Origin of the sequence: Microbulbifer sp. MLAF003 (genome assembly GCF_030012965.1) — a bacterium.
Taxonomy (GTDB): domain Bacteria; phylum Pseudomonadota; class Gammaproteobacteria; order Pseudomonadales; family Cellvibrionaceae; genus Microbulbifer; species Microbulbifer variabilis.
Genome location: NZ_CP120232.1, coordinates 3,679,897 through 3,700,846, shown reverse-complemented (window position 1 = coordinate 3,700,846; position 20,950 = coordinate 3,679,897). Strand labels below are relative to the sequence as shown.

Below are 20,950 nucleotides of genomic sequence, written 5' to 3'. Positions count from 1 at the left end.
CGCTAAGTGGCATCCTGTTGTTCTAGCCACTTTAAAATTATCTGATTTGTTTCTTCAGGTTTTTCCTGTTGAATCCAATGGCCGCAGTCGAGGCTGATTATATCAACATTGGGAACGAACTCTTTTAGGTTTTGGGCTTTGGGGATCAAGTCTCGATCACCATAAATCATGAGTGCTGGCTTTTGAATGATTGGGTCTACATCAGCCAAGATCTGCCAATTGCGATCAAGATTTCTGTACCAATTTATACTGCTCATGAACCCTGTTTTCTCAAATGCGGAAATAAAAACAGCCAGTTCGCTATCACTCATTAAGGGCTCGCCAAGTGGCGCTTCTGCTCTGGCGAGATCGATCATCATCATTCCAGGCTCTGGTGGTGCTGGAGGCACGTTCTTGCGGAATATATTGCGAAGGAACTGTGAAGTATTTGCGTCTAACACAGTGTCCGCGATGCCTGGCTGTCGGTTAAAGTGAACGATGTAATAGTCGCTTCCTAGAAATTCCTCCATAAACTCGACCCAAGGCTTTTCTGTGCGAGCCTGGTAGGGTAAGGCCATATTTATAACTTTATTTACCCGGGTTGGATGTAATAGCGCAAGCCCCCAAACCACCATTGCCCCCCAATCATGGCCGATAAAGGTAGCATCTTTGTATCCATAGTGGTCAAGCAGTGCGACGAGGTCATCCGACAAGTTTTTAATGTCATAGTCAGTTACGTCGGCAGGACGGGATGAATTGCCATAACCACGCTGGTTTGGAACGATAACGTGGTAGCCGGCTGCGGCAAGTACTGGCACCTGATGGCGCCAAGAATAGGCATGCTCTGGCCAGCCGTGACAAAGCACAATTGGGTTTTCCGTACTCTGCTGGCCTGCTTCAAAGACTTCTAACTCAACGCCGTTGATTGAAATAAGAGTGGGCTTAGGGAAATCGGTTAGATTAAACAATTTATTTCTCCTTTCTTGGATGGCTCAAGTAACGCCGCATATACCGGATGGACCCTTTCTTTCCCTTGGGATTACGGGTGTGCGTTGCAATTTCAGAACTCCTTTGCTGAAATGAACGGCCATAGATTAAAATCCAATGGTGCCAAATAATGTCACCATTTAATCATATTCTTACAAAATGAGTGTTCGCCTTCGACAAGACGCCATCGTGCGCAGCCTTCGCCGAAATGGTACTTCTACGATTGCTGACCTAGCAGAAGAGGTCGGTGTATCCAGGCGTACAGTGTTGCGTGACATTAGCGCACTGCGCGATGAGGGCTTTGTTATTCATTCTGAACCCGGTCCTGGGGGCGGCCTGCAACTAGACCCGCAATCGGTTCAAACCACAGCGCGTCTCTCGGTTGCCGAAGTCTTTGCTCTTCTGATCAGTGTTGCATCAATGCGTGCGGCCGGGAATTTACCTTTTTCAGGTCTCGCAGATGCCGGCCTTGCCAAAATAGAGAAAGCTTTGCCACCGGACAAAGTGCGTGACTTACGCCGGTTTTTGGACTGCTTATATATCGGTAAGCTTTCACCGCAGGTAGACATCTCAAATATCCAAGAGATGGAGCCCACCCTGCTACCCACTTTTGAGGCAGCTTTCCTCCAACGGCTACAACTAAGTTTCCAGTACTGTGACGCAAAGGGGTCTGTAACCAGCAGGGTTGTTGAGCCACAAGCTATGCTCATTTTACCACCACTATGGTATTTGGTAGCTTGGGATCCCGCACGCAAAGACTTCCGTCATTTTCGAATGGACAGAATCAGTAAGCCGGAATATCTTGAAGGCAAAACATTTCGGCGCCGACATGTATTATTCGAAGATAGTGTCTCCCCAATTCGCCATTTATCTCGCTAATCTTATTCGTTATGAAAGACAAAATGGTGTCTTAAGCCAGACTCATTTTGCCAGAGCTAAGTGAGATATCGATATAAAATGGGTGTATTAATACTCACCACTTAAAATATATTTCAATATATTTTGTCGATTGAGGTCGCTAGAAAATAATTAGTAGCTGTGATTATACCAGCTCATGATTAAGTTAATCGAGTATCAGTAACGAATTTGCAAGGGCATTTATATTGAGTTATTTACATACACCAATATCTTTATTGGTTGCTTTTTCCTGCTATCTAATTCCGCTTCGCGGTTGATGATCGGGAAATAATACGAGATTTTTAATAGATGTAACCTGATTAAAGTAGGGGGTTTGTTCAGGGTTCTCTGTATCTATGCTTAATCGGTCAACGACTGCCCAATCACGCGGCTATGGAGCTTGTGCCGGAATCTTATAGATCACATATTGGCGCCCACGGTACTCTATACCTTTTGATAGATAAAGCCATCTAGATACGGCGACTTCCATGGGTTTGTCCCACGCTTTGTTTGAGGAACCTTCGATCTTTATTTTTCTGGGAATGAGTCCTCTACCTTCTGATTTCGGAATCTCTGCTAATTCAAACGAAACCACTATACATGCTGGTAAGTACTTGCCATTACCTTTAGGAAGCACAGGTATGGTCTTTATTGTTGGCTTGGCCTTAGATTCTGGTATATCAAGATCTAAGTTTGGGCAAACATCTACATTCTCAGTTGCTTGAGTAACCATGGAGAAGAGGATTAAACCTGTAATCAGTAAATTCTTCACTTTGTTAGGTCCTTGACTAGAGCGTACTAATCGGTAGTCTGTATGAAGCCAGCTGGAAGTACTTTTTCTTTGTCCTCCAGGATAGAGTTTTATCCTTAAATTACAAAATTGGAAAGGATGTTGCTTTGAGCGCAATTGTTTCAAATGAGTTGCTAATCATATGTATATTTCACATTGACCAGTTATCGCTTGATGTAGCGTATTAGCCCTCATTAAGAAGAAAAGAGCGCAGTAGATGACTACAGGTGCATATGAGAGCCATCTACTGTTTTAGATAGTAATTAGAGTAACAGCTTATTTTCAATTGGGGTGAATTTACTCGCTGCATTAACCAAAGAGGCAGCTGTCAACTCTGGTACGCCATATACTTCAACTTTCTTGCCTCGGTCTAATCTAAGGTTATGAGCAAGAATGTCAAAGTCACCATCTCCCGAGACTAAAACTATAGTATCTACCAGGTTTGAGTATTCTATGGCGTCAATAGTTATCCCTACATCCCAATCACCCTTGGCGGAGCCATCGGACCTTTGCGTAAAGGGTTTTAATTTCACTTCAAAACCAATAGATCTTAAGATATTTTGAAATTCATACTGTTTTCTATCGCCACGGTCGATGGCATAAGCTGCCGCCTTAACCACTTCTCTTCCACCCGTCACTTCGGACCAAAACTTATTGTAATCAAAGTTTCGTTTATAGATTTGCCTGCATGTGTAATAAACATTTTGCACATCAACAAGTATGGCAATTTTTTCCATTTGAGAATCCAGTAATATTGAGAGGCCTAATACACAAACAGCGATATGACCTGCGGCCTCTTTTGTACGTACTTTATGCTGCTAGCTTTTCATATTCAAGTGACAATTTTTTGCCAAGGCCTGGGTATAGCTACTCTCGGCTATCACGCTTGGCTACTTGGAATAGGCTGCTTGTCCTGATATTTATGCTGATACCCTTATAAGGTATCCAATCTAAGCGTATGAAATTGCTACTGCCATTAGAGAGTGCAGTATCGAGAAGTGAGATGTCACTTACCCGCTGGTCAGCAACTCTTAGGTAATACACTGGCTAAATTCAATCACCCTATTTGAGTATCCGCGTGAGATTCTATATAGGGAGTGTGAAAGTGCCTCTCAGCGATTTTACTCGTAAAACTGCCGAGTTACATAAGGTGATTCTGTTGGGTGACTTAACGGGGAGGTCGGTGCATCTGATAATGTAGATAGCCTCAAATGACCGATGCTATTCCGAAGCTAGAGGCCGCGAGTACATCGATTTATGATCTAGTTTGTCAAGCTACTGTCTGGTTATCACTATTCAACGATTAAGAGCAGCCTCTCATAATCATTTGCAGTTGTATGAACAATCAAAACTCGAGCTTTGCTACATGCATATTGGTTCTAATTGTAGCTCCTCTATTTCCAAGGTTATTACCGGATTTATACTTTAGATTTCTAGAATCAGTAACAACTGAAGAGGCCCCACCATCTTTTAACGCTTGGTGTAGATCTTGTTGAGGAATCTTTGGATTAATATTGGCGCTATACACATGGAGATTGACTTCATTATTTATACCGAAGTGTCTGCATGCTTCCATGATAGCTTCAGTTGTTGCTCTATATAAATCTTTATTTAGCTTCACCAAGAGGCTGAGTTCCAGGCTTGCTTCCCCCTCAGTATTCAGATTTTTGACATAGACATTGCTAAGAATATCCCTTGGCTCAATCATATAGAACTGAGAGGCTACGGTTACTGCATCAATAATATGATGCGGGTTAGTACCATCTATACCAAATACCCATATTTCATTATCAATTAAAGCCGCCTCTTTTATGCTCGTTTTAAGGCGCGGATAAAATGGTGAAACATTGACGGCGTACTTAGTTTTCCAGACTGATAGTGAATCAAAAGCAGTACGAAGAACATACTGTCGCTCTTGTATTCCATTTAAGATTAGTGTTGCATCAGTTTTATATTTGCTAGCCTGACTTCCCTCGGCTATTGTCATTGCTCCCTTTGACACAATTAATCCTCCAATGAAAGCTCTGATGCAAAACAGCCGAATACGATCTCCCCAGTCTGCTTGGCTTCCTCATAGGACTCCTTGGTCTCGTAATCTTCATCAGCTTCTGTATCCCACTGCTGGCTATCATATGTAGCTACCCTGGAAACCTCCTCCACTAACATGAAGTCTTCTTCAAGTGCAGCGGTCAATCGAGCTACAGCATTTTCTCTAGATTCGTCCGGAACAATAGAGCGACCAAAATAGAAAGTGCTACCATCTTGGGGTAACGAGCTTTGTGGCAAAACTTTTACTTTAGTATCAATTACCCAGAAAATAGACATATACATCCCTCTTGATATTGCAGGTGTGGAATTAAAACACCAAATAGTACACAAATTATCTAGTGATATTTCAACCAGATCAATAACATCCTCTTGCAGCTTGGGATTTATATAAATCAAATTTATTCAATTATCCTGGTGGTTCAACTATCCTTGCCGCTAGGCAGTCTCATCGTTTGTAGCATTGGGGTCGAATACCTTAAAAAAGTGTTTAATCAATAGGCCCTGCCTGTAGATAAAAAGCGGAGTATATTTGCCATTGGTTGCCAGAGTGGTAGCAATCCGTGGCCCAATGAAAGTGGCAGAATCAGCAAAAGAGTTCCGTCACCGTTATGAACCGGATATATTTAATTGATCACTGAATATAAACCTGATGATCGCTCGCATGGTAAACTACCCCCTGTGGGTGCCCGCGTTGCGGGCTTCTGAGGGGCGTAGTCTCAAGGCCAATGTTTCCCTTCCTGGGTGTATACTGGTAAGGAATATCCATTGGAATCTAATACAGAGCTATAAAACCGTAGAGCTATTCTCTATGGAAGTTAGATTCATGGAGTAGCCGCGTTACAGAAAGAGTCCGCCTCTCAACGATCTTCACTCTCCATCTCTCGCTCTTTCTGGATGCGCATATAGATTTCTTCACGGTGAACGGGCAGGGATTTGGGAGCCTCTATCCCCACTCTTACGTGATTACCTTTAATATCCAAAACTACGATTGAGACGTTTGCTCCAATCCTGAGGTTTTGGCCAATCCGACGAGTTAAAATTAACATATCTATTTCCTATTGATACTTAAACCATGGGGAGACCTACCGCTGTGGGAAAGCTTAGAGAGCGACGTTTTGAGGCAATACGAGGTGGGGCGCGGGAACGATAGGCGTAAAAGTAGAAAAGGCGGATACAACGCTCCCAGAACCTGAAAAAGCCTTTCAAGTTACTGAATGTGCTCCACTTTATTGAAGACGAGCGGGTTTCTAGCGTATCATCCATATAGCCACTTTGATAACTACTCTATCAATTTGGTTAGCTGGCCCCTGGTGTTGGTAGCACCTTGGGTCAGCGCCTTTTACTTACTTTTATGTCACGCTACCGTTCTCCTTTGCGAGATTGGGCCATTTAGAAAGTTTTGAGCCTTTTGATTCCGAGTTGTTCGCTAATTAAAGCTTGCTCAGCTATGGCCCCAAATACCGATAAATATCTATTTACCTTACGCATTTTTGACACTGAAAACAATCTTAATAAATTCCAATAAGATCATTTTGGTGCCTATCTTCCTATACGCATTTGCTATTGCACGGTTTTTAGATTGTTGGTCTGATCCAGGTTTGATTACTACTGTTAGATTTACATTCGGAAGAGGTTGGGTGGACCAAGATAACTGGAATCAGTAATCTAAATTTTAAATGCACTCCATGATTTATTGAGTAGATAAGAATTTATAGAATCTATTGCATAGCTTCTATTCTGCTGAGCCAATTTATGGCTGCTTGCTATGCAACTAGATTGTGGTCTGCGTTTAATGAGGTGTTTAGTGGTTAGCTAATTAAAGTATTCTTATTTCAATTCTAAGTTACCGAAGCTAAAAGATCGGAGAAGGCTTATTCAGCTGCTCAGTTTAAAGTGATGATCCAGCCGATGCTTTCACTTATGAACATTTTAAATATGGAAGAGTTGAGTAGTAGAGAGATAGAAAACTGTTTGTTGAAAGTCAAACAACCAATCAGAAAATTGAGTACTTTGGGTAAAGACTGCTCCCTGTTTGGTGCAAAATGTTGGAAATATGATTTCCGTCTTTTTCAGAGCAAGAAATTAATGGTATCGAACAACAGTACAATATTTTTCTACCGCAGTAATTTCGAGACTTTTTACTAGAGATTGGCATTGGGGAAGCCGACTGCGGTATTGAATTTATGTTGGTAATTCATGGCCCCATCGTAGGGAAGTGTGGATAACCCGGAGCTACCGTGAACCACAGTCATTCTCTATCAGCTATCTGGGTTAGTATGAAGCTGGCTGGCTAACAGTCCTCAGATGTTAGAGGCACAGCATCCACTTTTAAAGACTGACCGCCAAAGCACCTCCAGATGATTAAAGTCAATCCTTTGAGCCTGATAGTCAACCAGACCCACATCTACGAGTATATCTACTCCACCACACGCCAGGGCGGATTGGACGATCTGATCCATGCACTACTTACCGCTGATTCTTTGGTTAACGCCTATCTGATCATTATTTGAGCAAAAGAGATTGCTGATCAAATTTTGTACTGTACATAGTGGATAACCTGATAAAGGTAACCAGCGCTATTACCGCCACTGTGGCGGAGTACGCGTACCGCACTACAGGCAGCGACAACCCGATAATGACCAAAATGCCTGGCTAGGCCGGGGCTTCACTGGGTAGAGGGGCACGCTGGCTATCTTGACAGGTCCTGAGCCCTGTATCATATACTGTATAGGTATACAGTATTGTGCTTGGAGGTAGTTATGGGAACCAGAAACATCATTTTCGACGGAGAGCCGATCCGGATATGCCGCTATCGGTCGGACTATGACAACCGACCAATGTATGCCATCTGCATCCTTAACTATACAAAGTACGTACGCAGCTTTTCGGTTTCTGTGGGTGTGAATTTGCGTGAAGAACTGGAGCTGACACTAAGGCAGATGCGGGAAGTTGAGCGCAGTATGGCTTGGTTGGAATCAGAATTTAAGGAGTTGAGTGCTTAATCTGGGTTGCTCTAAGCACTATTGAATGGCTAGCGGATGGCCAGGGAAACTTAACCGGAGAAAGGACATGGGAAGAACGATCAATAGGTTTGCAATCTTTGCCGAGCGTATTCATTTAATGAATGGCGGTGCAAAAAGTTATAGAGGCTCCGCTCCAACTGATGAGGCGGCAATGGAGCTAGCAGCGGAAATTGCTAAATCCGAGAAAGCGGAGTTTTATTCCTGGCTGCAAATCCTTGATATTGTAACCGGGAACTATACCGAGTACTCAATCAAGAGAGGTGGTGTATTGGAGGAAAGGGAGTGCCAAGAATAACAAGAGCCTGCTAACTAGGGGGTGCTGCCCTTGTGACAGTCTTAGACTCGATGAATAAGGAGAAGGGGTGCGAGCGTATCGGAAAAGGTGATTGGTGGATTATAAGAATGGTGAGAGTCTTTTATAGTTTAAGCTAAGGCAGATCCTGGTTTGAAACAATTCTGGATGAACAGCATTGGTTACCAATGGTTAAGTTAACTGGTTCTGCAGCGATGCGGTTAGATAAATTCAGAGTAGTAATTGATTAAAATCAATTCGATATTGGAAAAGTGCTTTACACATAATGAGAAACATAGTGGTGGTAGAATGTAGATCCTATAGTGTTAGGGTATTTGTGGATATCTACAATTAACACACCTGATCGGGTTTTATGAGCAGGTTGCTGGCTATTAATAACCAATCGATTGCGTGTTTACAGAAAAATAATTTCACTTTCGGCTTGCTCTACTCAGGAAGTTGCCATCTAATAGTTTGCATATCCAGAAGGGGCATAACGCGATAAAGCTATGCTGTTGCTGGTATTTATAGGGAGTATCAAAAATGGCAAACCGTTCTTATCTTTACAGTCTTAGCAACCAACCAAAATCCTACTCAGACCGCCCCGACACTATCTCGGGCTTATCTGAATGGCCATACAATATCCCCTTCACTTATCGTGTGCTCATGTCTGGGAACCCAAAACTGTGTGCATCACTGGTATCAGATGGCTTTGATGATGATTCGCCCGATAATAAAACTCAGCTTTATGCTATCAGTAGTGACTTTGAGACAGGATTCGCGCGGTTAAAAAAATTTATTGAGGTTCTGCGAGTGATCGGGAAAGAGATTGATGGCCTGCAGGAATCAATGCTTAATGAAACATTAGAATTTCTTGAAGAACATAAGGATAGTTATCTACTACTTGAGACTATCGAGCTGGACTGCATGGATGAAAGTGAGGAAGCAGTCCTGCGTGGCTACGTTGAAGGCGAAATTAGCGCTTGCCGTGAAGCTGGATCTGCGATTGATGCGCTGCCAGAAGACCCAGAGGTAGCTGCCGATATTGTAATAAATGCAGCGAAAAACAAGTCAGAAGCTGCCCCAAGTGCATTTTACGGCCTCCAGTTCAATGATAAGTTTGACGATATTGAGAGTGAGCTACCTTTAGGTCTGTATTGGAGTGATATTCTTTATTATGAATTAGAAAATAAAGAGGAATTTGAGGAGGCTCTTTGATAAGTGAGTGGGGGGCTTTAACTCCTTGAGTAGAAAACTTTAGAAGGGACCTTCTGCCACTTGTGTAGCTATCAGGCCTAGGAGATCTTTAGATTGATGTCCAAATTTCTGTAGAACAATAGCGTCACTTCGGGGCGATCATAGAGGGGGCGGTTATCTTTCAAGGACTTACTCAACAAAGGAAATATAGAACCTTCTAAATTTCCTTTACTTTTCCTTGATCATGCATCCAATGATACAAAGGGAAGGTGGCTGTATTTTTGAGTGATTCCATTTTATTGGAGGCGTGGAGGCCTGATAGCGATGTCGAAATGCGCTAAGTGGAGGAAAGAAGGCACTGGCAATCACACAAATTATATACCCAGCATTTTTTTAGCAGAGAAATACCATACCGCCCCAGCTAAACCTCTAAAGTAGTATTCATAGTTTTGATTTAGATAGGGCCGGTGCTTTGGTGAAATATCCAGCGGCTAAAGGGTAGGAGGAGTATTTCGGGAAATAGTAACTTGCTTCCTAGTATCTAGATATCAACTGCTCCAACCTATTAGCAATAAATAGTGCTCTATATGAAAGGGTAGAGTCTTCATTCCAGTTAGGTGCTCTCCGCCTACAAGCAGTCATAGTTTTTACAGTTTAATGCGTACTTCTCATACCTAACTCTTCAGGGAATGGATTACCTACATCAATAGAGAAGTTAATGCCTGTAAGATTGTTACTTTCAATAATGTTTTTCAGCTCGTCATTACAAAAGTAACCATTAAAGTCAATTTCAGCCTTAAAGATTGAAATTTCTTCTATATTATTTTCGTTAAATTCAATTGAAAATCTGTCATTCAGGGGGTCATGAATACTAAGCTTCTCATCTGTTTTTACTGTTGTTAAGCCGTTAAAAATATACCCTTTTTTACCTTCAAATGTTATGGGTAAAAGCTCCCCAAATTTTGAAAGTTTATCTTTTAATAGGTTGTATGCTTTTTCGCTAAGAAAAGTTTGCCCACATTTAAGGAAATGTCAGGAATTTCTTTTTTCTTTCCGCCAAAAGCATCATCAAAGTCAACTTCCATTGGTTGCCATTCATTTTGGTATGGGAATGGCCTTTCATCCATGTAGAAGTCGGTATCTTCCCCAAGGGCTTCGCGGGCTTTGTCACCGTCAAAGGTAACCATTAAATAGTCTTTAATGTTTGGGTGAATACGATAAATCAAGGCTGATACTCCTTTGAGGCTGGAAGCATCACGTAAGGAGGGAAGGAGCTTGTTTTTAATGAATTTTCAATCATTGAAAGTTGAAACCTTAAATGGCTTTGATCTTTTGTTATTGACATTTTGATATAGCTGGAAAGCCAGAAGTAATAGTTATTTCTATGTATTCGGCTGTGCGGAACTGCATCTTTTAAACTCCTTGGCATTAACATCTTAGCAGCGGTGTTTTCCGGTAGCCAACAACCATTATCGGGATCATCAATTCTAACTTTAAATTTTGCCAATACAGCTCTTAATGTGACCGCTTTGGGGTGTGCCCCAGAAACAATGGCATGAGCATGGCATTTGGGGTGGGGCTTGGAATCATTAGATAAGGCCATCCTTTCGCCAAGGTTTTGCGAGATGTGAGCTTCCTTCTCTAATTCAGAACGGCTCATACCTAAGCCATCCAATATATAGCCAAGCATTTTCGCTATTCCATCCTCAACTTGCCCGACTACCAAAACGGCATTCAAATCTGCCTCTGTAGGGTTTTCCTTATTGGAAAATTTTTCAATGGCTAATTCTGTGCGACTCTTAAAAGCATGAGGCTTTTCAAGAAGGAGTCCGTGTGGAGGTAGCATAATCAATTATTCCGTTAATGATTAAGGTATTGTCAGATTATATCTTACTATTTTGTAGTGCAATTGATAATTTGAGGCAGATTTGAAATGTCAATCAATTGGGACGATTGTTATATATTCCGGCTGGAAGAACTTCTATTGTCGAGATAATTTTAACGATAATGAGACCACGATTGAGAGCAGTATCACAAAATCAAGGAGCGGTAAGGTTCGTTTTTTTTGGTGGCTGGAGTGGAATTTAAACGCGCACGATGATGCATATCATTGTATTTAGAAGCCATCAGAGTTACCCAAACACTAAACAACTTCTATATAAATCAATATTTTGCCTGAAACTTGAACTCCTCTGTGATCCACCAAGGTTTTTCCGTTGACAATACTCGGCCCAATTAGGACTTTTCGCTAGTCGCCACCCTGGTAATGGGCAGAAGCCAACCCAAGAGGCGGCAATTAATGGGTACAAGAGCAGTGCGGATGGGTTGTGTGTTAGCCTTGGGATGGTATTGGGATGAAATAGTATCCTTGAAATGGGCACACGCTGGAATGTGCCTATTTTCTATGGTTTTATTAGTATGTATAGATACCATCGATTTTAGGGTAGGTTTTTCCATTATATTCAATACAGTCTCTTACCCATACATCTATTTCTTTGTTAGACATTTTGAAAGCTAGTAATGCACTATATAATTCTGAACGAGAAGGATTCTCCTTTTCTAGAATCAAATAATTAGAAGCAGAACAGTTATCTGGATTGTCCCAGGAACCATTTTCCCTAGCAACTAAAAGTAAGCCATTTGAACTGCCATTAAATAAAAAAGATATTTTTGCTTTACCACTATGGCCTGACGAATAAGCATCTAAGCTAATACTGATAAAATAATTAAACGAATGAACATTAAATAATCCCAATTATGTTTATTGCTAATAATGGGGGCGAAGAGTAGCGAGATCAGGTTTTATCGGTAAGCCTAAATATGTTTACTTGACTAGAGTTTGATAGCATTAGATTTGATCAAATTATTATTTGGTGACGGTTGGGTAGTAATTCAAAGATATTGAGTGATTGTTTCCTGTCCAATAAGGAAACGCGAACGTACCCAATATACAAGTCATTGTCATAGAGGTGGCAAAGGAGTTGGCAGAAAAAATTGCTAAATCCAAAAAAGTGCAGTTTTATTCCTGGCTGCAAATTCTTAACACAACTGCTTTGTTAAGTTGGGAGATTTGAAGTCCAATAGGTAAGAGGGCAGCAGTTATTTCAAGCCTTATGGGGATTGCACTACTTAGCCTATACCTCCCAGTATTTCAGAGGCGTCTACTTTGGCATAAGTTGCAGTGATGTTAATACTGCTGTGTTGCCATGAATAGAGCAGCTGTTATCGGTTGCCCATGCGTTTACAGGGGATTGGGTGCTGTAAGAAACTAGAATCATGGACTTAACAAAATCCATGCCCGCGGCATTTTCTCCAAACCCCAATCTATTGGTTTGGCTACAACCGCAGTCTGTAGCCTTGTCAAAGGTTACTATGATATTCCCGTCTTGATATCGCAGAACAGAGGTTACTTTTGCATCGGTAACCAAACATCCATCTGCATAAACAAGGTTAGAAAGTAGTGCAATGGTGCCAAGTAAGTACTTCATTTTTGGATCTCCTCTTATTAGGACGGTCAACTTAGAAAAAGAGAGTGTCTCTGCTTAGGGGCTCCTTACGTCACCGGAGTATCAATGTGATTTCACGTTGATACTTTGGCGCTGAAACCAACAAATGAGTCTTTTTCAAAGTTGTCTGCACAGAAATGAAAAACCCGCGAAAGCTAGAGCTGACGCGGGTTTGAGAGATGGTACCAGAGGCCGGACTCGAACCGGCACGCTTTTAAGGGCGGGGGATTTTGAATCCCCTGTGTCTACCAATTTCACCACTCTGGCACTTTCGCTGCTCGACCTTGGGGTCGGTGCGAAGAGGGCGTGATTATAGCAATGCTTTGGCCGGGGTCAACCAGTGATTTCAATGACTTACGGCATTTTCTGTCGCGCCAGTTAACAGCTCCTAAAATTTCCTATAACCTTCGCGACCTCTCCATAGTTTCTAGATTTCCAGGATTCCATGCAGCGTCAGGACTTTGACTTTCATCTGCCCGATGAGCTGATCGCCCGCGCGCCTACTGAAGAGCGCCGCGGCAGCCGTCTTTTGTGTCTGGATGGGCCCAGCGGGGCCATTACACATCGGCAGTTCCCAGATATTCTCGATCAGGCACAGGCAGGTGACCTGATAGTCTTCAACGATACGCGGGTGATTCCGGCACGTTTGTTCGCGCAGAAGGAAACCGGCGGTAAGCTGGAAATCCTGGTGGAGCGGGTGCTCAATGAGACGGATATCTGGGCCCATGTGCGCTCCAGTAAGTCTCCCAAACCCGGTTCCAGCATCGTTCTTGAAGACGGTACCCGTATAGAGGTTACTGGCAGGAAGGATGCGCTGTTTGAGCTGTCCTTCCCCAAAGAAGAGGGCGTGCTGGCGATTTTGGATCGCCTCGGCCATATGCCGCTGCCTCCTTATATTGATCGCGAAGACGATGCCAGCGATCGCGAGCGCTACCAGACGGTATACGGCCGCAACGCAGGTGCTGTGGCGGCGCCGACGGCGGGGCTGCACTTTGACGATGAAATGATCGGCGCGCTGCGGGATAAAGGTGTCGAGGTTGTGTTCGTTACCCTGCATGTGGGTGCCGGGACTTTCCAGCCGGTGCGCGTGGATAATATTTTTGAGCACCAGATGCACAGCGAAGTGCTGGATGTTTCCCAGGAAGTGGTGGATGCCGTAGCCGCTTGCCGTGCCCGAAATGGCAGTGTGATTGCGGTGGGTACCACCAGTGTGCGCGCACTGGAAAGTGCGGCGCGCGGTGGCGAATTGCAGGCCACGGTGGGGGAGACGGATATCTTTATTTATCCCGGCTATGAATTTCAGGTTGTGGATAAGTTGGTCACCAACTTCCATCTGCCGGAATCCACCCTGTTGATGCTGGTGAGTGCCTTCGCGGGGTACCAGCATACGATGGCCGCATATAAAGCTGCTGTTGAGGAGCGTTACCGTTTCTTTAGTTACGGCGACGCCATGTTTATTACCCGCGATCCCAATGCCAAAAAAGAAGAAGTCGCACCAGCGAAAGGAGATACCCAGTGAGCCGCGAATGTTTTATGCAGTTTGAAGTGGATAACACTGATGGCAAGGCCCGTCGTGGCCGTTTGCGTTTTCCTCGCGGTGTGGTGGAAACCCCGGCGTTTATGCCGGTGGGTACTTACGGCACTGTTAAAGGTATGTTGCCGAGAGATATCGAGGGCATTGGTGCACAAATTATTCTGGGCAATACCTTCCATCTGATGCTGCGCCCGGGTACCGAAGTGGTTAAAGCCCATGGCGACCTGCACGACTTCACGCAATGGTCTGGCCCTATCCTCACCGACTCCGGCGGCTTCCAGGTATTTAGCCTGGGTGAGCTGCGCAAGATTACGGAAGAGGGGGTTTCTTTCCGTTCACCCATTGATGGCAGCCCGGTATTCCTGGACCCGGAAGAATCCATGCGTGTTCAGCGGGACCTGGGTTCGGATATCGTGATGATCTTCGATGAGTGCACGCCTTATCCGGCCACTACCGATGAAGCGCGCAAGTCTATGGAGCTGTCCCTGCGTTGGGCGGAGCGCTCCAAGAAAGCCCATGGCGATAGCCCGTCTGCGCTGTTCGGCATTGTGCAGGGCGGTATGTACCCGGAATTGCGCGATGTGTCCCTGCGCGGCCTCACTGAGATTGGTTTCGATGGCTATGCCATTGGCGGCCTGTCGGTGGGTGAGCCGAAAGAGGAGATGATCAAGGTATTGGATCACCTGGCGCACAAGATGCCGGAAGACAAGCCGCGCTATCTGATGGGCGTGGGCAAGCCGGAAGATATTGTTGAAGCGGTGCGTCGCGGTGTGGATATGTTCGACTGTGTCATGCCCACGCGCAATGCGCGCAACGGCCACCTGTTTACCTTTGAAGGTGTGGTGAAGATCCGCAATGCCAAGCATCGCCATGATACGGGCCCCTTGGAAGAAGAGTGCGATTGCTACACCTGTGAAAATTTCTCCCGCGCTTACCTGCATCACCTGGATCGCTGTGGTGAAATTCTCGGTGCGCAGCTGAATACAATTCACAATCTGCGCCACTACCAGCGCCTGATGCAAAAGCTGCGCGATGCGATCGCCGCCAATGAACTGGAGGCGTATGTCGCGGAGTTCTACCGCGGTCTGGGCCGTGAGGTTCCAGCGCTAGAGGCCTGATAGCGCCGTACTTTTATCCTATCTGGGGCACAGTCGATCGCACGATTGTGCCCCTGTCATTTGTCCGTTCATCCGATCCCCGTATAATCAGCCCCCACTTTTATTGGGGGCGGTGTACCTTGCATTCTGCGTATACTGCCCGCATATCCAGGCAAATTGCCAAGATTTACCGGCCCTCGGGGTCACACTAGAACAATGAGAACAGCATGAATCGCTACCCGATCTGGAAGTACTTTCTGATTCTCGCGGTTGTGGCCTTTGGCCTTATCTACGCCGCGCCCAATCTCTATAAGCCGGACCCTGCGGTGCAGATTTCCGGGCAATCCAGTGCCATGGTGATGGATGAGAATGTCCTCACCAAAGCACAAAAGGCCCTGGATGAATCGGGGATTGCGCACTTTGGCGGAGAGGTGGGCGATAAGGCGATATTGATTCGCCTCGAGTCCCAGGATGAGCAGTTGCCGGCCAAGCGCGCGATTCAGGAGGCCCTGGGCCACAGCGATTACGTGGTTGCCCTGAACCTGGCTTCCACCACGCCTCAGTGGTTGAGCGATATTGGCGCAAGCCCGATGAAGCTGGGCCTCGACCTGGCTGGCGGTGTGCACTTCCTGATGGAAGTGGATACCAACACCATCGTAAAAACCAATATGGAAGGCTATGCGCAGGATGTGAAAACCAAACTGCGTGAAGCCAAGGCCCGTTACCGCAGTGTTGACCTGATCGACGATCGCGAAATCGTCGCCCGTTTCCGCAGTGATGAACTGCGCAACCTGGCGCTCTCTACCATGCGTAAGGAATTCCCGCAGCTGCAGCTGCGCGAATCCGGCAGTGGTGAGAACCTGGAGATCCGTGCCACCCTGTCTGAGCAGGAGATCAAGCAGCTTGAGGACTACGCGGTTAGCCAGAACCTGACCACCCTGCGCAACCGGGTGAATGAGCTGGGCGTGGCAGAGCCGATCGTTCAGCGCCAGGGGCGCAACCGTATCGTTGTAGAGCTGCCCGGTGTGCAAGACACCGCCGAGGCCAAGCGTATTATCGGTAAGACCGCCAACCTCGAGTACCGTATGGAAGCCCGCCCCGATGAGCTGGTTACCAACAAAGAGTACTTCGAGTACCGCAGCGAGCAGACGCAGCAGATGTACGGCGGTGCCTGGCTCGAGCGCAAGATTATTATCAAGGGTGACAGCGTTACCAACGCTCGTGTCGGCTATGACGAGAGCGGCTTCCCCCAGGTAAATATCACCCTCGACTCCCGTGGCGGTGAACTCATGCACCGTGCCACCTGGAAAAATGTGGGCCGTCGTATGGGCACCCTGTTTATCGAGACCCGCTTTACCCCGCAAACCAAGATCGATGCGGAGGGCAACGAGATCACCGAGCAGATCAGGACTGAAGACAAGAAGATTATCAGCCTGGCTACCGTGCAGAGTGCCCTCGGCAAGCAGTTCCGTGTTACCGGCCTGGACAGCCCCGCAGAGGCCCAGGAACTGGCCCTGCTGCTGCGCGCCGGTGCCCTGGCAGCTCCCATGTATTTTGTGGAAGAGCGCGTGATTGGCCCATCTTTGGGTGCCGATAACATCAAGGTGGGTATTCAGTCGGTAGAGTACGGCTTGTTGGCGGTACTTATCTGTATGCTGATTTCCTATCGCGTATTTGGTCTGGCTGCGAACCTGGCCCTGGCAGTCAACCTGATTCTGCTGGTGGCGGTGATGTCGATTCTCGGCGCTACCCTGACGCTCCCGGGTATTGCCGGTATCGTTCTGACCGTGGGTATGGCGGTGGATGCCAACGTGCTGATTTTCTCGCGAATACGGGAGGAACTCAGGAATGGGATGCCTCCGCAATCGGCGATTACCGCCGGCTTCGATAATGCTTACAGCACCATTGTGGATGCGAATATCACCACCCTGATTGTGGCGGTTATTCTGTACGCTATTGGTTCCGGTCCGGTTCAGGGCTTCGCGGTAACCCTGTCCATCGGTATTCTCACCTCCATGTTCAGTGCCATTATGGGTACCCGTGCAATCATTAACTTGTTCTACGGCGGTCGCCGTGTACAGAAACTCTGGATTTAAGGAGACTGGCCATGAGTGAGACCAAAGTGGAAAACGGTAAGATCACCGAGTACATGGGCAAGCGCGTTTATGACTTTATGCGCTGGCGCAAGATTGCCGCGGTTGTTTCTGTCATCCTGGTACTGGCATCGATTGGCATACTGGCGGCCAAGGGCCTGAAGTTTGGCCTGGACTTCACCGGCGGTACCCAGGTTGAAGTGGGTTACGAAGTTGCGCCGTTTATTAACGATGTGCGCACCCAGCTGGAAAATGCTGGCTATGATGGCGCTACGGTAGTGAACTACGGCTCCGAAACCGAGCTGATGATCAAGCTGCCGCCGGAGGTAACTGAAGAGGAAACCCAGATCAGTGCTACTGATCAGGAAGCTGTTACACCGATTGGCGACAAGGTGGTAGAAGTGCTGCGTGCAGGCAGCGATGGTACTGTCACCCTGCGCCGTGTGGAAATGGTGGGTCCTCAGGTAGGTGCCGAGCTGCGCGATGATGGCGGCTTGGGCATGCTGGTGGCTCTGGCCCTGGTGATGATCTACGTGGCCCTGCGCTTCCAGTACAAGTTCTCCGTTGGTGCCGTAGCGGCATTGGGGCACGATGTGATTATCGTGCTGGGCTTCTTTGCCCTGCTGGGGCTGGACTTCGACCTCACTGTACTGGCGGCGGTGCTGGCGGTGATCGGTTACTCCCTGAACGATACCATCGTGGTATCTGACCGTATTCGTGAGAACTTCCGCAAGGTGCGCAAGGCTGAGACTGAGGAGATTATTAATATCTCCATTAGCCAGACTCTGGGCCGTACCTTTATGACCTCGTTCACGACCTTGCTGGTGTTGTGGGCGCTGCAGTTCTTCGGCGGGGAGCTGATCCACAACTTCTCCCTGGCGTTGATCGTCGGTGTGGTTGTAGGTACCTACTCTTCTGTGTATGTGGCAGCAAACGTGCTGATGGGACTGAAGATCTCCAAAGAAGATCTGATGCCGCCAGTGAAAGAGGGTGCTGAGCTGGAAGAAATGCCCTGATCCAGGCTAACCCTTAAATTAAAAAGGCCGCTTTAAAGCGGCCTTTTTTGTGCTCCCGGTTTCTCAGTCACCATTAATCAAGTGTAATTAAGTGCTGAAGTCGGGGCCTTTTGTTGGGCTAAATTGGGCTAATTAGTGAAGCCAGTTACGAGCGGTTTAGCTGCGAGGCTTCTTACCCAGGGTGATGTGCTTGGGGCCGGAGGTGTTGGTCTGGCCGCTCACACCCTTGGGCACCTGCTCAATCTCGCCACCCTTGGCCAGGAAAGCCTGCACCTGCGCTTCAATGCTCTCGCTGGTCTCTAACGGAGCGCTCTGCTTGCGACTGGAAGACGAGGATGCTTTTTGGCCACGATAACTATCCGGTTTATGGGTTGGCCGGACATCATACATTGTTTTGAACAAAAAATCACCCAAACGCCTAAGCGCTGCACATAGCGGTCAGTTTGCCGCCGGGTGCAGCGGCACGGTGTGTCACACAGAGGTAATTTCTGGGGCTATTCCACTTCCTGCTCTGCAGGTGCCTCGGTAGCCAGTGGCCAGCCGCCCATTTCCCGCCACTTGTTTACGATTCCACAGAACAGGGTTGCGGTTTTCTCCGCATCGTACTCTGCGGAGTGGGCGCAGCTATTGTCGAACTCGATACCTGCGGCCTGGCAGGCTTTGGCCAGAACCGTTTGGCCATAGGCGAGCCCGGCGAGACTGGCGGTATCGAAACAGGAGAAGGGATGGAATGGGTTGCGCTTGATTCCGGTCCGCTCAACGACGGCGTTAACAAATCCCAGATCGAAATGGGCATTGTGAGCAACCACGATGGCGCGGGTACAACTGTGTTTTTTCACCGCACTGCGGATTTTGCGGAACAGCTCTGGCAGAGCAATTTCTTCAGGCCAGGCATCGCGATCGGGGGACTCCAGGTCGATACCGATAAAATCCAGGGCCGACTGCTCTACGTTGGCGCCCTCAAATGGTTCCAGGTGGAAACTGTGGGTCTCATGGGGGACGAGGTTGCCCTCCGCATCCATATCCAGAATAACCGCCGAAATCTCCAGCAGGGCATCGGTACGCGCGTTAAAGCCGCCGGTTTCCAGGTCGATAACAACCGGCAGGAAGCCGCGAAATCGCTGGGCGAGGGGGCTCTTGGGTCCTGTTGGTTCTTCCGCGGGGGTCACTTTGGGTCCTTGTAAATCTCAATTGTGCCGGGGTTGCTTGGACCCGGGCATGAGCGGGCTTGCTATTGGCCCGCAACAGTTCAAACCGGAATTATACGAGTTTCCAGTTCAGGGTTTCACCGGCATTCAGGGGTATCAGGTTCTCACCGCCCATATCCAGGCTTTCCGGCAGGGTCCACGGTTGTTTGACCAGGGTGATGGTGTCCTGGTTGCGTGGCAGACCGTAAAAGTCGGGCCCGAAATTACTCGCGAAACCTTCCAGCTTATCCAGCTTGCCGGCGCGCTCAAAAGCTTCGGCGTACAGCTCTATGGCGGAGTAGGCAGTGTAACAACCGGCGCAGCCGCATTCGTGTTCTTTTTTATGGTGAGCGTGGGGGGCCGAGTCGGTGCCGAGGAAAAATTTCGGGCTGCCGCTGGTGGCCGCTTCGATCAGAGCTGACTGGTGATCGCCGCGCTTGAGGATTGGCAGGCAGTAGTAGTGCGGGCGAATACCACCAACCAGCATATGGTTGCGGTTGTACAGCAGGTGGTGGGCGGTAATGGTCGCGGCCACACCATCGCGGGCATTCTGTACAAACTCAGCGGCATTCGCAGTGGTAATGTGCTCAAAAACCACTTTCAACGTGGGAAAATCTTCCACCAGGCGCGACAGGGTTTTCTCAATAAATACCTGCTCGCGATCGAAAATATCGATATCGTTGGTGGTTACCTCCCCGTGCAGCAGCAGCTTCATGCCGCAGGACTGCATTTCCTCCAGGGCGGGGTAAATATTGGCGATGTCGGTTACCCCGGAATCGGAATTCGTGGTTGCTCCGGCAGGGTATAGTTTTGCTGCGATCACACCGGCAGCGTGCGCCTGGCGGATTACTTCGGCATCGGTCTTATCGGTCAGGTAAATAACCATCAGCGGCTCAAAAGCGCGGCCGGCCGGAATATGCGCGCGGATACGCTCGCGATAGGCCAGGGCCATATCGGCGTTGGTAACTGGTGGTACCAGGTTGGGCATCACTATTGCGCGGTGAAATTGTTGGGCGGCATCGCCTACTGTGCGTTCTAAAGCGGCGCCATCGCGCAGGTGAATATGCCAGTCGTCAGGGGCGCGAAGAGTGATTTGCTCCGTCATGGTACTCCGTGGTCTTGGACGCTGTAGTGAGTCGTTGTGCGGCGCGCATGCTACCCGATGCGGGGTGAAATTGCGATGCACAAAAGGGTTAAAAATTAATCAATTGTGTCTACAAGTGTCTTGGCGCTAGTCGATTGCGAGCTGAGGCGCTACAATCGCGCCCCGATAAACAGTGTGGGTATTATTGTGCCCATAATA

The 20,950-nt window shown here is 47.3% G+C and carries 22 protein-coding genes and 1 tRNA gene; 9 read left to right on the top strand and 14 right to left on the bottom strand.

Annotated elements, in window-relative coordinates; translation table 11 throughout:
- Positions 1 to 2: 2 nt before the first annotated feature.
- Complete coding sequence (locus P3339_RS17745; RefSeq protein WP_282951392.1) at positions 3 to 947, bottom strand: alpha/beta fold hydrolase; 945 nt, start codon at positions 945 to 947, stop codon at positions 3 to 5.
- Between the two features lie 178 nt (positions 948 to 1,125).
- On the opposite strand from P3339_RS17745, the gene P3339_RS17740 reads away from it, so the two are divergent.
- Complete coding sequence (locus P3339_RS17740) at positions 1,126 to 1,845, top strand: helix-turn-helix transcriptional regulator (RefSeq protein ID WP_282951391.1); 720 nt, start codon at positions 1,126 to 1,128, stop codon at positions 1,843 to 1,845.
- A gap of 409 nt (positions 1,846 to 2,254) precedes the next feature.
- Here the strand turns inward: P3339_RS17740 and P3339_RS17735 are convergent, their stop codons facing one another.
- From P3339_RS17735 to csrA, 5 genes are all read right to left on the bottom strand, one after another.
- On the bottom strand, positions 2,255 to 2,779 hold the full coding sequence (locus tag P3339_RS17735) for a hypothetical protein (protein WP_282951390.1): 525 nt from the start codon (positions 2,777 to 2,779) through the stop codon (positions 2,255 to 2,257).
- A gap of 137 nt (positions 2,780 to 2,916) precedes the next feature.
- On the bottom strand, positions 2,917 to 3,390 hold the full coding sequence (locus tag P3339_RS17730) for a LabA-like NYN domain-containing protein (RefSeq protein ID WP_282951389.1): 474 nt from the start codon (positions 3,388 to 3,390) through the stop codon (positions 2,917 to 2,919).
- Between the two features lie 608 nt (positions 3,391 to 3,998).
- On the bottom strand, positions 3,999 to 4,655 hold the full coding sequence (locus P3339_RS17725) for a hypothetical protein (protein ID WP_282951388.1): 657 nt from the start codon (positions 4,653 to 4,655) through the stop codon (positions 3,999 to 4,001).
- A 2-nt stretch (positions 4,656 to 4,657) separates the two neighbouring features.
- The gene (locus P3339_RS17720; RefSeq protein WP_282951387.1) at positions 4,658 to 4,978 is read right to left on the bottom strand and encodes a hypothetical protein; all 321 of its coding nucleotides are present in this window, start codon (positions 4,976 to 4,978) and stop codon (positions 4,658 to 4,660) included.
- Between the two features lie 581 nt (positions 4,979 to 5,559).
- On the bottom strand, positions 5,560 to 5,748 hold the full coding sequence (gene csrA / locus P3339_RS17715; protein WP_020412270.1) for a carbon storage regulator CsrA: 189 nt from the start codon (positions 5,746 to 5,748) through the stop codon (positions 5,560 to 5,562).
- A gap of 1,311 nt (positions 5,749 to 7,059) precedes the next feature.
- Between csrA and P3339_RS17710 the strand changes: the two genes are divergently transcribed.
- The 4 genes from P3339_RS17710 (at position 7,060) to P3339_RS17695 (ending at position 9,235) form a co-directional block, all read left to right on the top strand.
- A complete protein-coding gene (locus P3339_RS17710) occupies positions 7,060 to 7,212 on the top strand; it encodes a hypothetical protein (RefSeq protein WP_282951386.1) in 153 nt (50 codons plus the stop codon).
- Positions 7,213 to 7,461: 249 nt separating this feature from the next.
- Entirely contained in the window at positions 7,462 to 7,704 is a 243-nt protein-coding gene (locus tag P3339_RS17705) for a hypothetical protein (protein WP_143728917.1), read from the top strand.
- A gap of 67 nt (positions 7,705 to 7,771) precedes the next feature.
- Positions 7,772 to 8,020, top strand: a complete 249-nt coding sequence (locus P3339_RS17700) for a hypothetical protein (protein WP_282951385.1) — start codon at positions 7,772 to 7,774, stop codon at positions 8,018 to 8,020.
- Between the two features lie 540 nt (positions 8,021 to 8,560).
- Positions 8,561 to 9,235: a DUF7822 domain-containing protein gene (locus tag P3339_RS17695; RefSeq protein WP_282951384.1), complete on the top strand. Its 675-nt coding sequence runs from the start codon at positions 8,561 to 8,563 to the stop codon at positions 9,233 to 9,235.
- A gap of 956 nt (positions 9,236 to 10,191) precedes the next feature.
- Here the strand turns inward: P3339_RS17695 and P3339_RS17690 are convergent.
- The 5 genes from P3339_RS17690 to P3339_RS17670 form a co-directional block, all read right to left on the bottom strand.
- Complete coding sequence (locus P3339_RS17690) at positions 10,192 to 10,440, bottom strand: hypothetical protein (protein WP_282951383.1); 249 nt, start codon at positions 10,438 to 10,440, stop codon at positions 10,192 to 10,194.
- A complete protein-coding gene (locus P3339_RS17685) occupies positions 10,437 to 11,060 on the bottom strand; it encodes an AHH domain-containing protein (protein ID WP_282951382.1) in 624 nt (207 codons plus the stop codon). Before P3339_RS17685 ends, P3339_RS17690 begins: the two co-directional genes overlap by 4 nt.
- 567 nt (positions 11,061 to 11,627) lie before the next feature.
- Entirely contained in the window at positions 11,628 to 11,969 is a 342-nt protein-coding gene (locus P3339_RS17680; RefSeq protein ID WP_282951381.1) for a hypothetical protein, read from the bottom strand.
- 406 nt (positions 11,970 to 12,375) lie between these two features.
- A complete protein-coding gene (locus tag P3339_RS17675; protein WP_282951380.1) occupies positions 12,376 to 12,702 on the bottom strand; it encodes a hypothetical protein in 327 nt (108 codons plus the stop codon).
- A gap of 198 nt (positions 12,703 to 12,900) precedes the next feature.
- A tRNA-Leu gene (locus P3339_RS17670) sits at positions 12,901 to 12,987 on the bottom strand.
- Between the two features lie 178 nt (positions 12,988 to 13,165).
- Here P3339_RS17670 and queA point away from each other — a divergent pair.
- From queA to secF, 4 genes are all read left to right on the top strand, one after another.
- Positions 13,166 to 14,239 (top strand): tRNA preQ1(34) S-adenosylmethionine ribosyltransferase-isomerase QueA, encoded by a 1,074-nt coding sequence (queA, locus tag P3339_RS17665; RefSeq protein ID WP_282951379.1) that lies wholly within the window; start codon positions 13,166 to 13,168, stop codon positions 14,237 to 14,239.
- Between the two features lie 14 nt (positions 14,240 to 14,253).
- Entirely contained in the window at positions 14,254 to 15,372 is a 1,119-nt protein-coding gene (gene tgt, locus P3339_RS17660; protein WP_040628384.1) for a tRNA guanosine(34) transglycosylase Tgt, read from the top strand.
- A gap of 206 nt (positions 15,373 to 15,578) precedes the next feature.
- Positions 15,579 to 17,447 (top strand): protein translocase subunit SecD, encoded by a 1,869-nt coding sequence (secD, locus tag P3339_RS17655; RefSeq protein WP_020412283.1) that lies wholly within the window; start codon positions 15,579 to 15,581, stop codon positions 17,445 to 17,447.
- A gap of 11 nt (positions 17,448 to 17,458) precedes the next feature.
- Positions 17,459 to 18,460 (top strand): protein translocase subunit SecF, encoded by a 1,002-nt coding sequence (gene secF, locus P3339_RS17650; protein ID WP_020412284.1) that lies wholly within the window; start codon positions 17,459 to 17,461, stop codon positions 18,458 to 18,460.
- 156 nt (positions 18,461 to 18,616) lie between these two features.
- Here the strand turns inward: secF and P3339_RS17645 are convergent, their stop codons facing one another.
- From P3339_RS17645 to pyrC, 3 genes are all read right to left on the bottom strand, one after another.
- Complete coding sequence (locus P3339_RS17645) at positions 18,617 to 18,862, bottom strand: PFL_1563 family small protein (protein ID WP_502867307.1); 246 nt, start codon at positions 18,860 to 18,862, stop codon at positions 18,617 to 18,619.
- Between the two features lie 92 nt (positions 18,863 to 18,954).
- Positions 18,955 to 19,629: a ribonuclease T gene (rnt, locus tag P3339_RS17640; RefSeq protein WP_020412286.1), complete on the bottom strand. Its 675-nt coding sequence runs from the start codon at positions 19,627 to 19,629 to the stop codon at positions 18,955 to 18,957.
- A 91-nt stretch (positions 19,630 to 19,720) separates the two neighbouring features.
- The gene (pyrC, locus tag P3339_RS17635; protein ID WP_020412287.1) at positions 19,721 to 20,752 is read right to left on the bottom strand and encodes a dihydroorotase; all 1,032 of its coding nucleotides are present in this window, start codon (positions 20,750 to 20,752) and stop codon (positions 19,721 to 19,723) included.
- Positions 20,753 to 20,950: the final 198 nt, after the last annotated feature.

Coding starts and splice junctions, on each gene's coding strand:
- P3339_RS17675 (WP_282951380.1), bottom strand. CDS start 12,702: ATGAAGTACTTACTTGGCACCATTGCACTACTTTCTAACCTTGTTTAT.
- P3339_RS17695 (WP_282951384.1), top strand. CDS start 8,561: ATGGCAAACCGTTCTTATCTTTACAGTCTTAGCAACCAACCAAAATCC.
- P3339_RS17710 (WP_282951386.1), top strand. CDS start 7,060: ATGATTAAAGTCAATCCTTTGAGCCTGATAGTCAACCAGACCCACATC.
- csrA (WP_020412270.1), bottom strand. CDS start 5,748: ATGTTAATTTTAACTCGTCGGATTGGCCAAAACCTCAGGATTGGAGCA.
- pyrC (WP_020412287.1), bottom strand. CDS start 20,752: ATGACGGAGCAAATCACTCTTCGCGCCCCTGACGACTGGCATATTCAC.
- P3339_RS17740 (WP_282951391.1), top strand. CDS start 1,126: ATGAGTGTTCGCCTTCGACAAGACGCCATCGTGCGCAGCCTTCGCCGA.
- P3339_RS17705 (WP_143728917.1), top strand. CDS start 7,462: ATGGGAACCAGAAACATCATTTTCGACGGAGAGCCGATCCGGATATGC.
- tgt (WP_040628384.1), top strand. CDS start 14,254: ATGCAGTTTGAAGTGGATAACACTGATGGCAAGGCCCGTCGTGGCCGT.
- P3339_RS17685 (WP_282951382.1), bottom strand. CDS start 11,060: ATGCTACCTCCACACGGACTCCTTCTTGAAAAGCCTCATGCTTTTAAG.
- secF (WP_020412284.1), top strand. CDS start 17,459: ATGAGTGAGACCAAAGTGGAAAACGGTAAGATCACCGAGTACATGGGC.
- P3339_RS17700 (WP_282951385.1), top strand. CDS start 7,772: ATGGGAAGAACGATCAATAGGTTTGCAATCTTTGCCGAGCGTATTCAT.
- P3339_RS17730 (WP_282951389.1), bottom strand. CDS start 3,390: ATGGAAAAAATTGCCATACTTGTTGATGTGCAAAATGTTTATTACACA.
- queA (WP_282951379.1), top strand. CDS start 13,166: ATGCAGCGTCAGGACTTTGACTTTCATCTGCCCGATGAGCTGATCGCC.
- P3339_RS17720 (WP_282951387.1), bottom strand. CDS start 4,978: ATGTCTATTTTCTGGGTAATTGATACTAAAGTAAAAGTTTTGCCACAA.
- secD (WP_020412283.1), top strand. CDS start 15,579: ATGAATCGCTACCCGATCTGGAAGTACTTTCTGATTCTCGCGGTTGTG.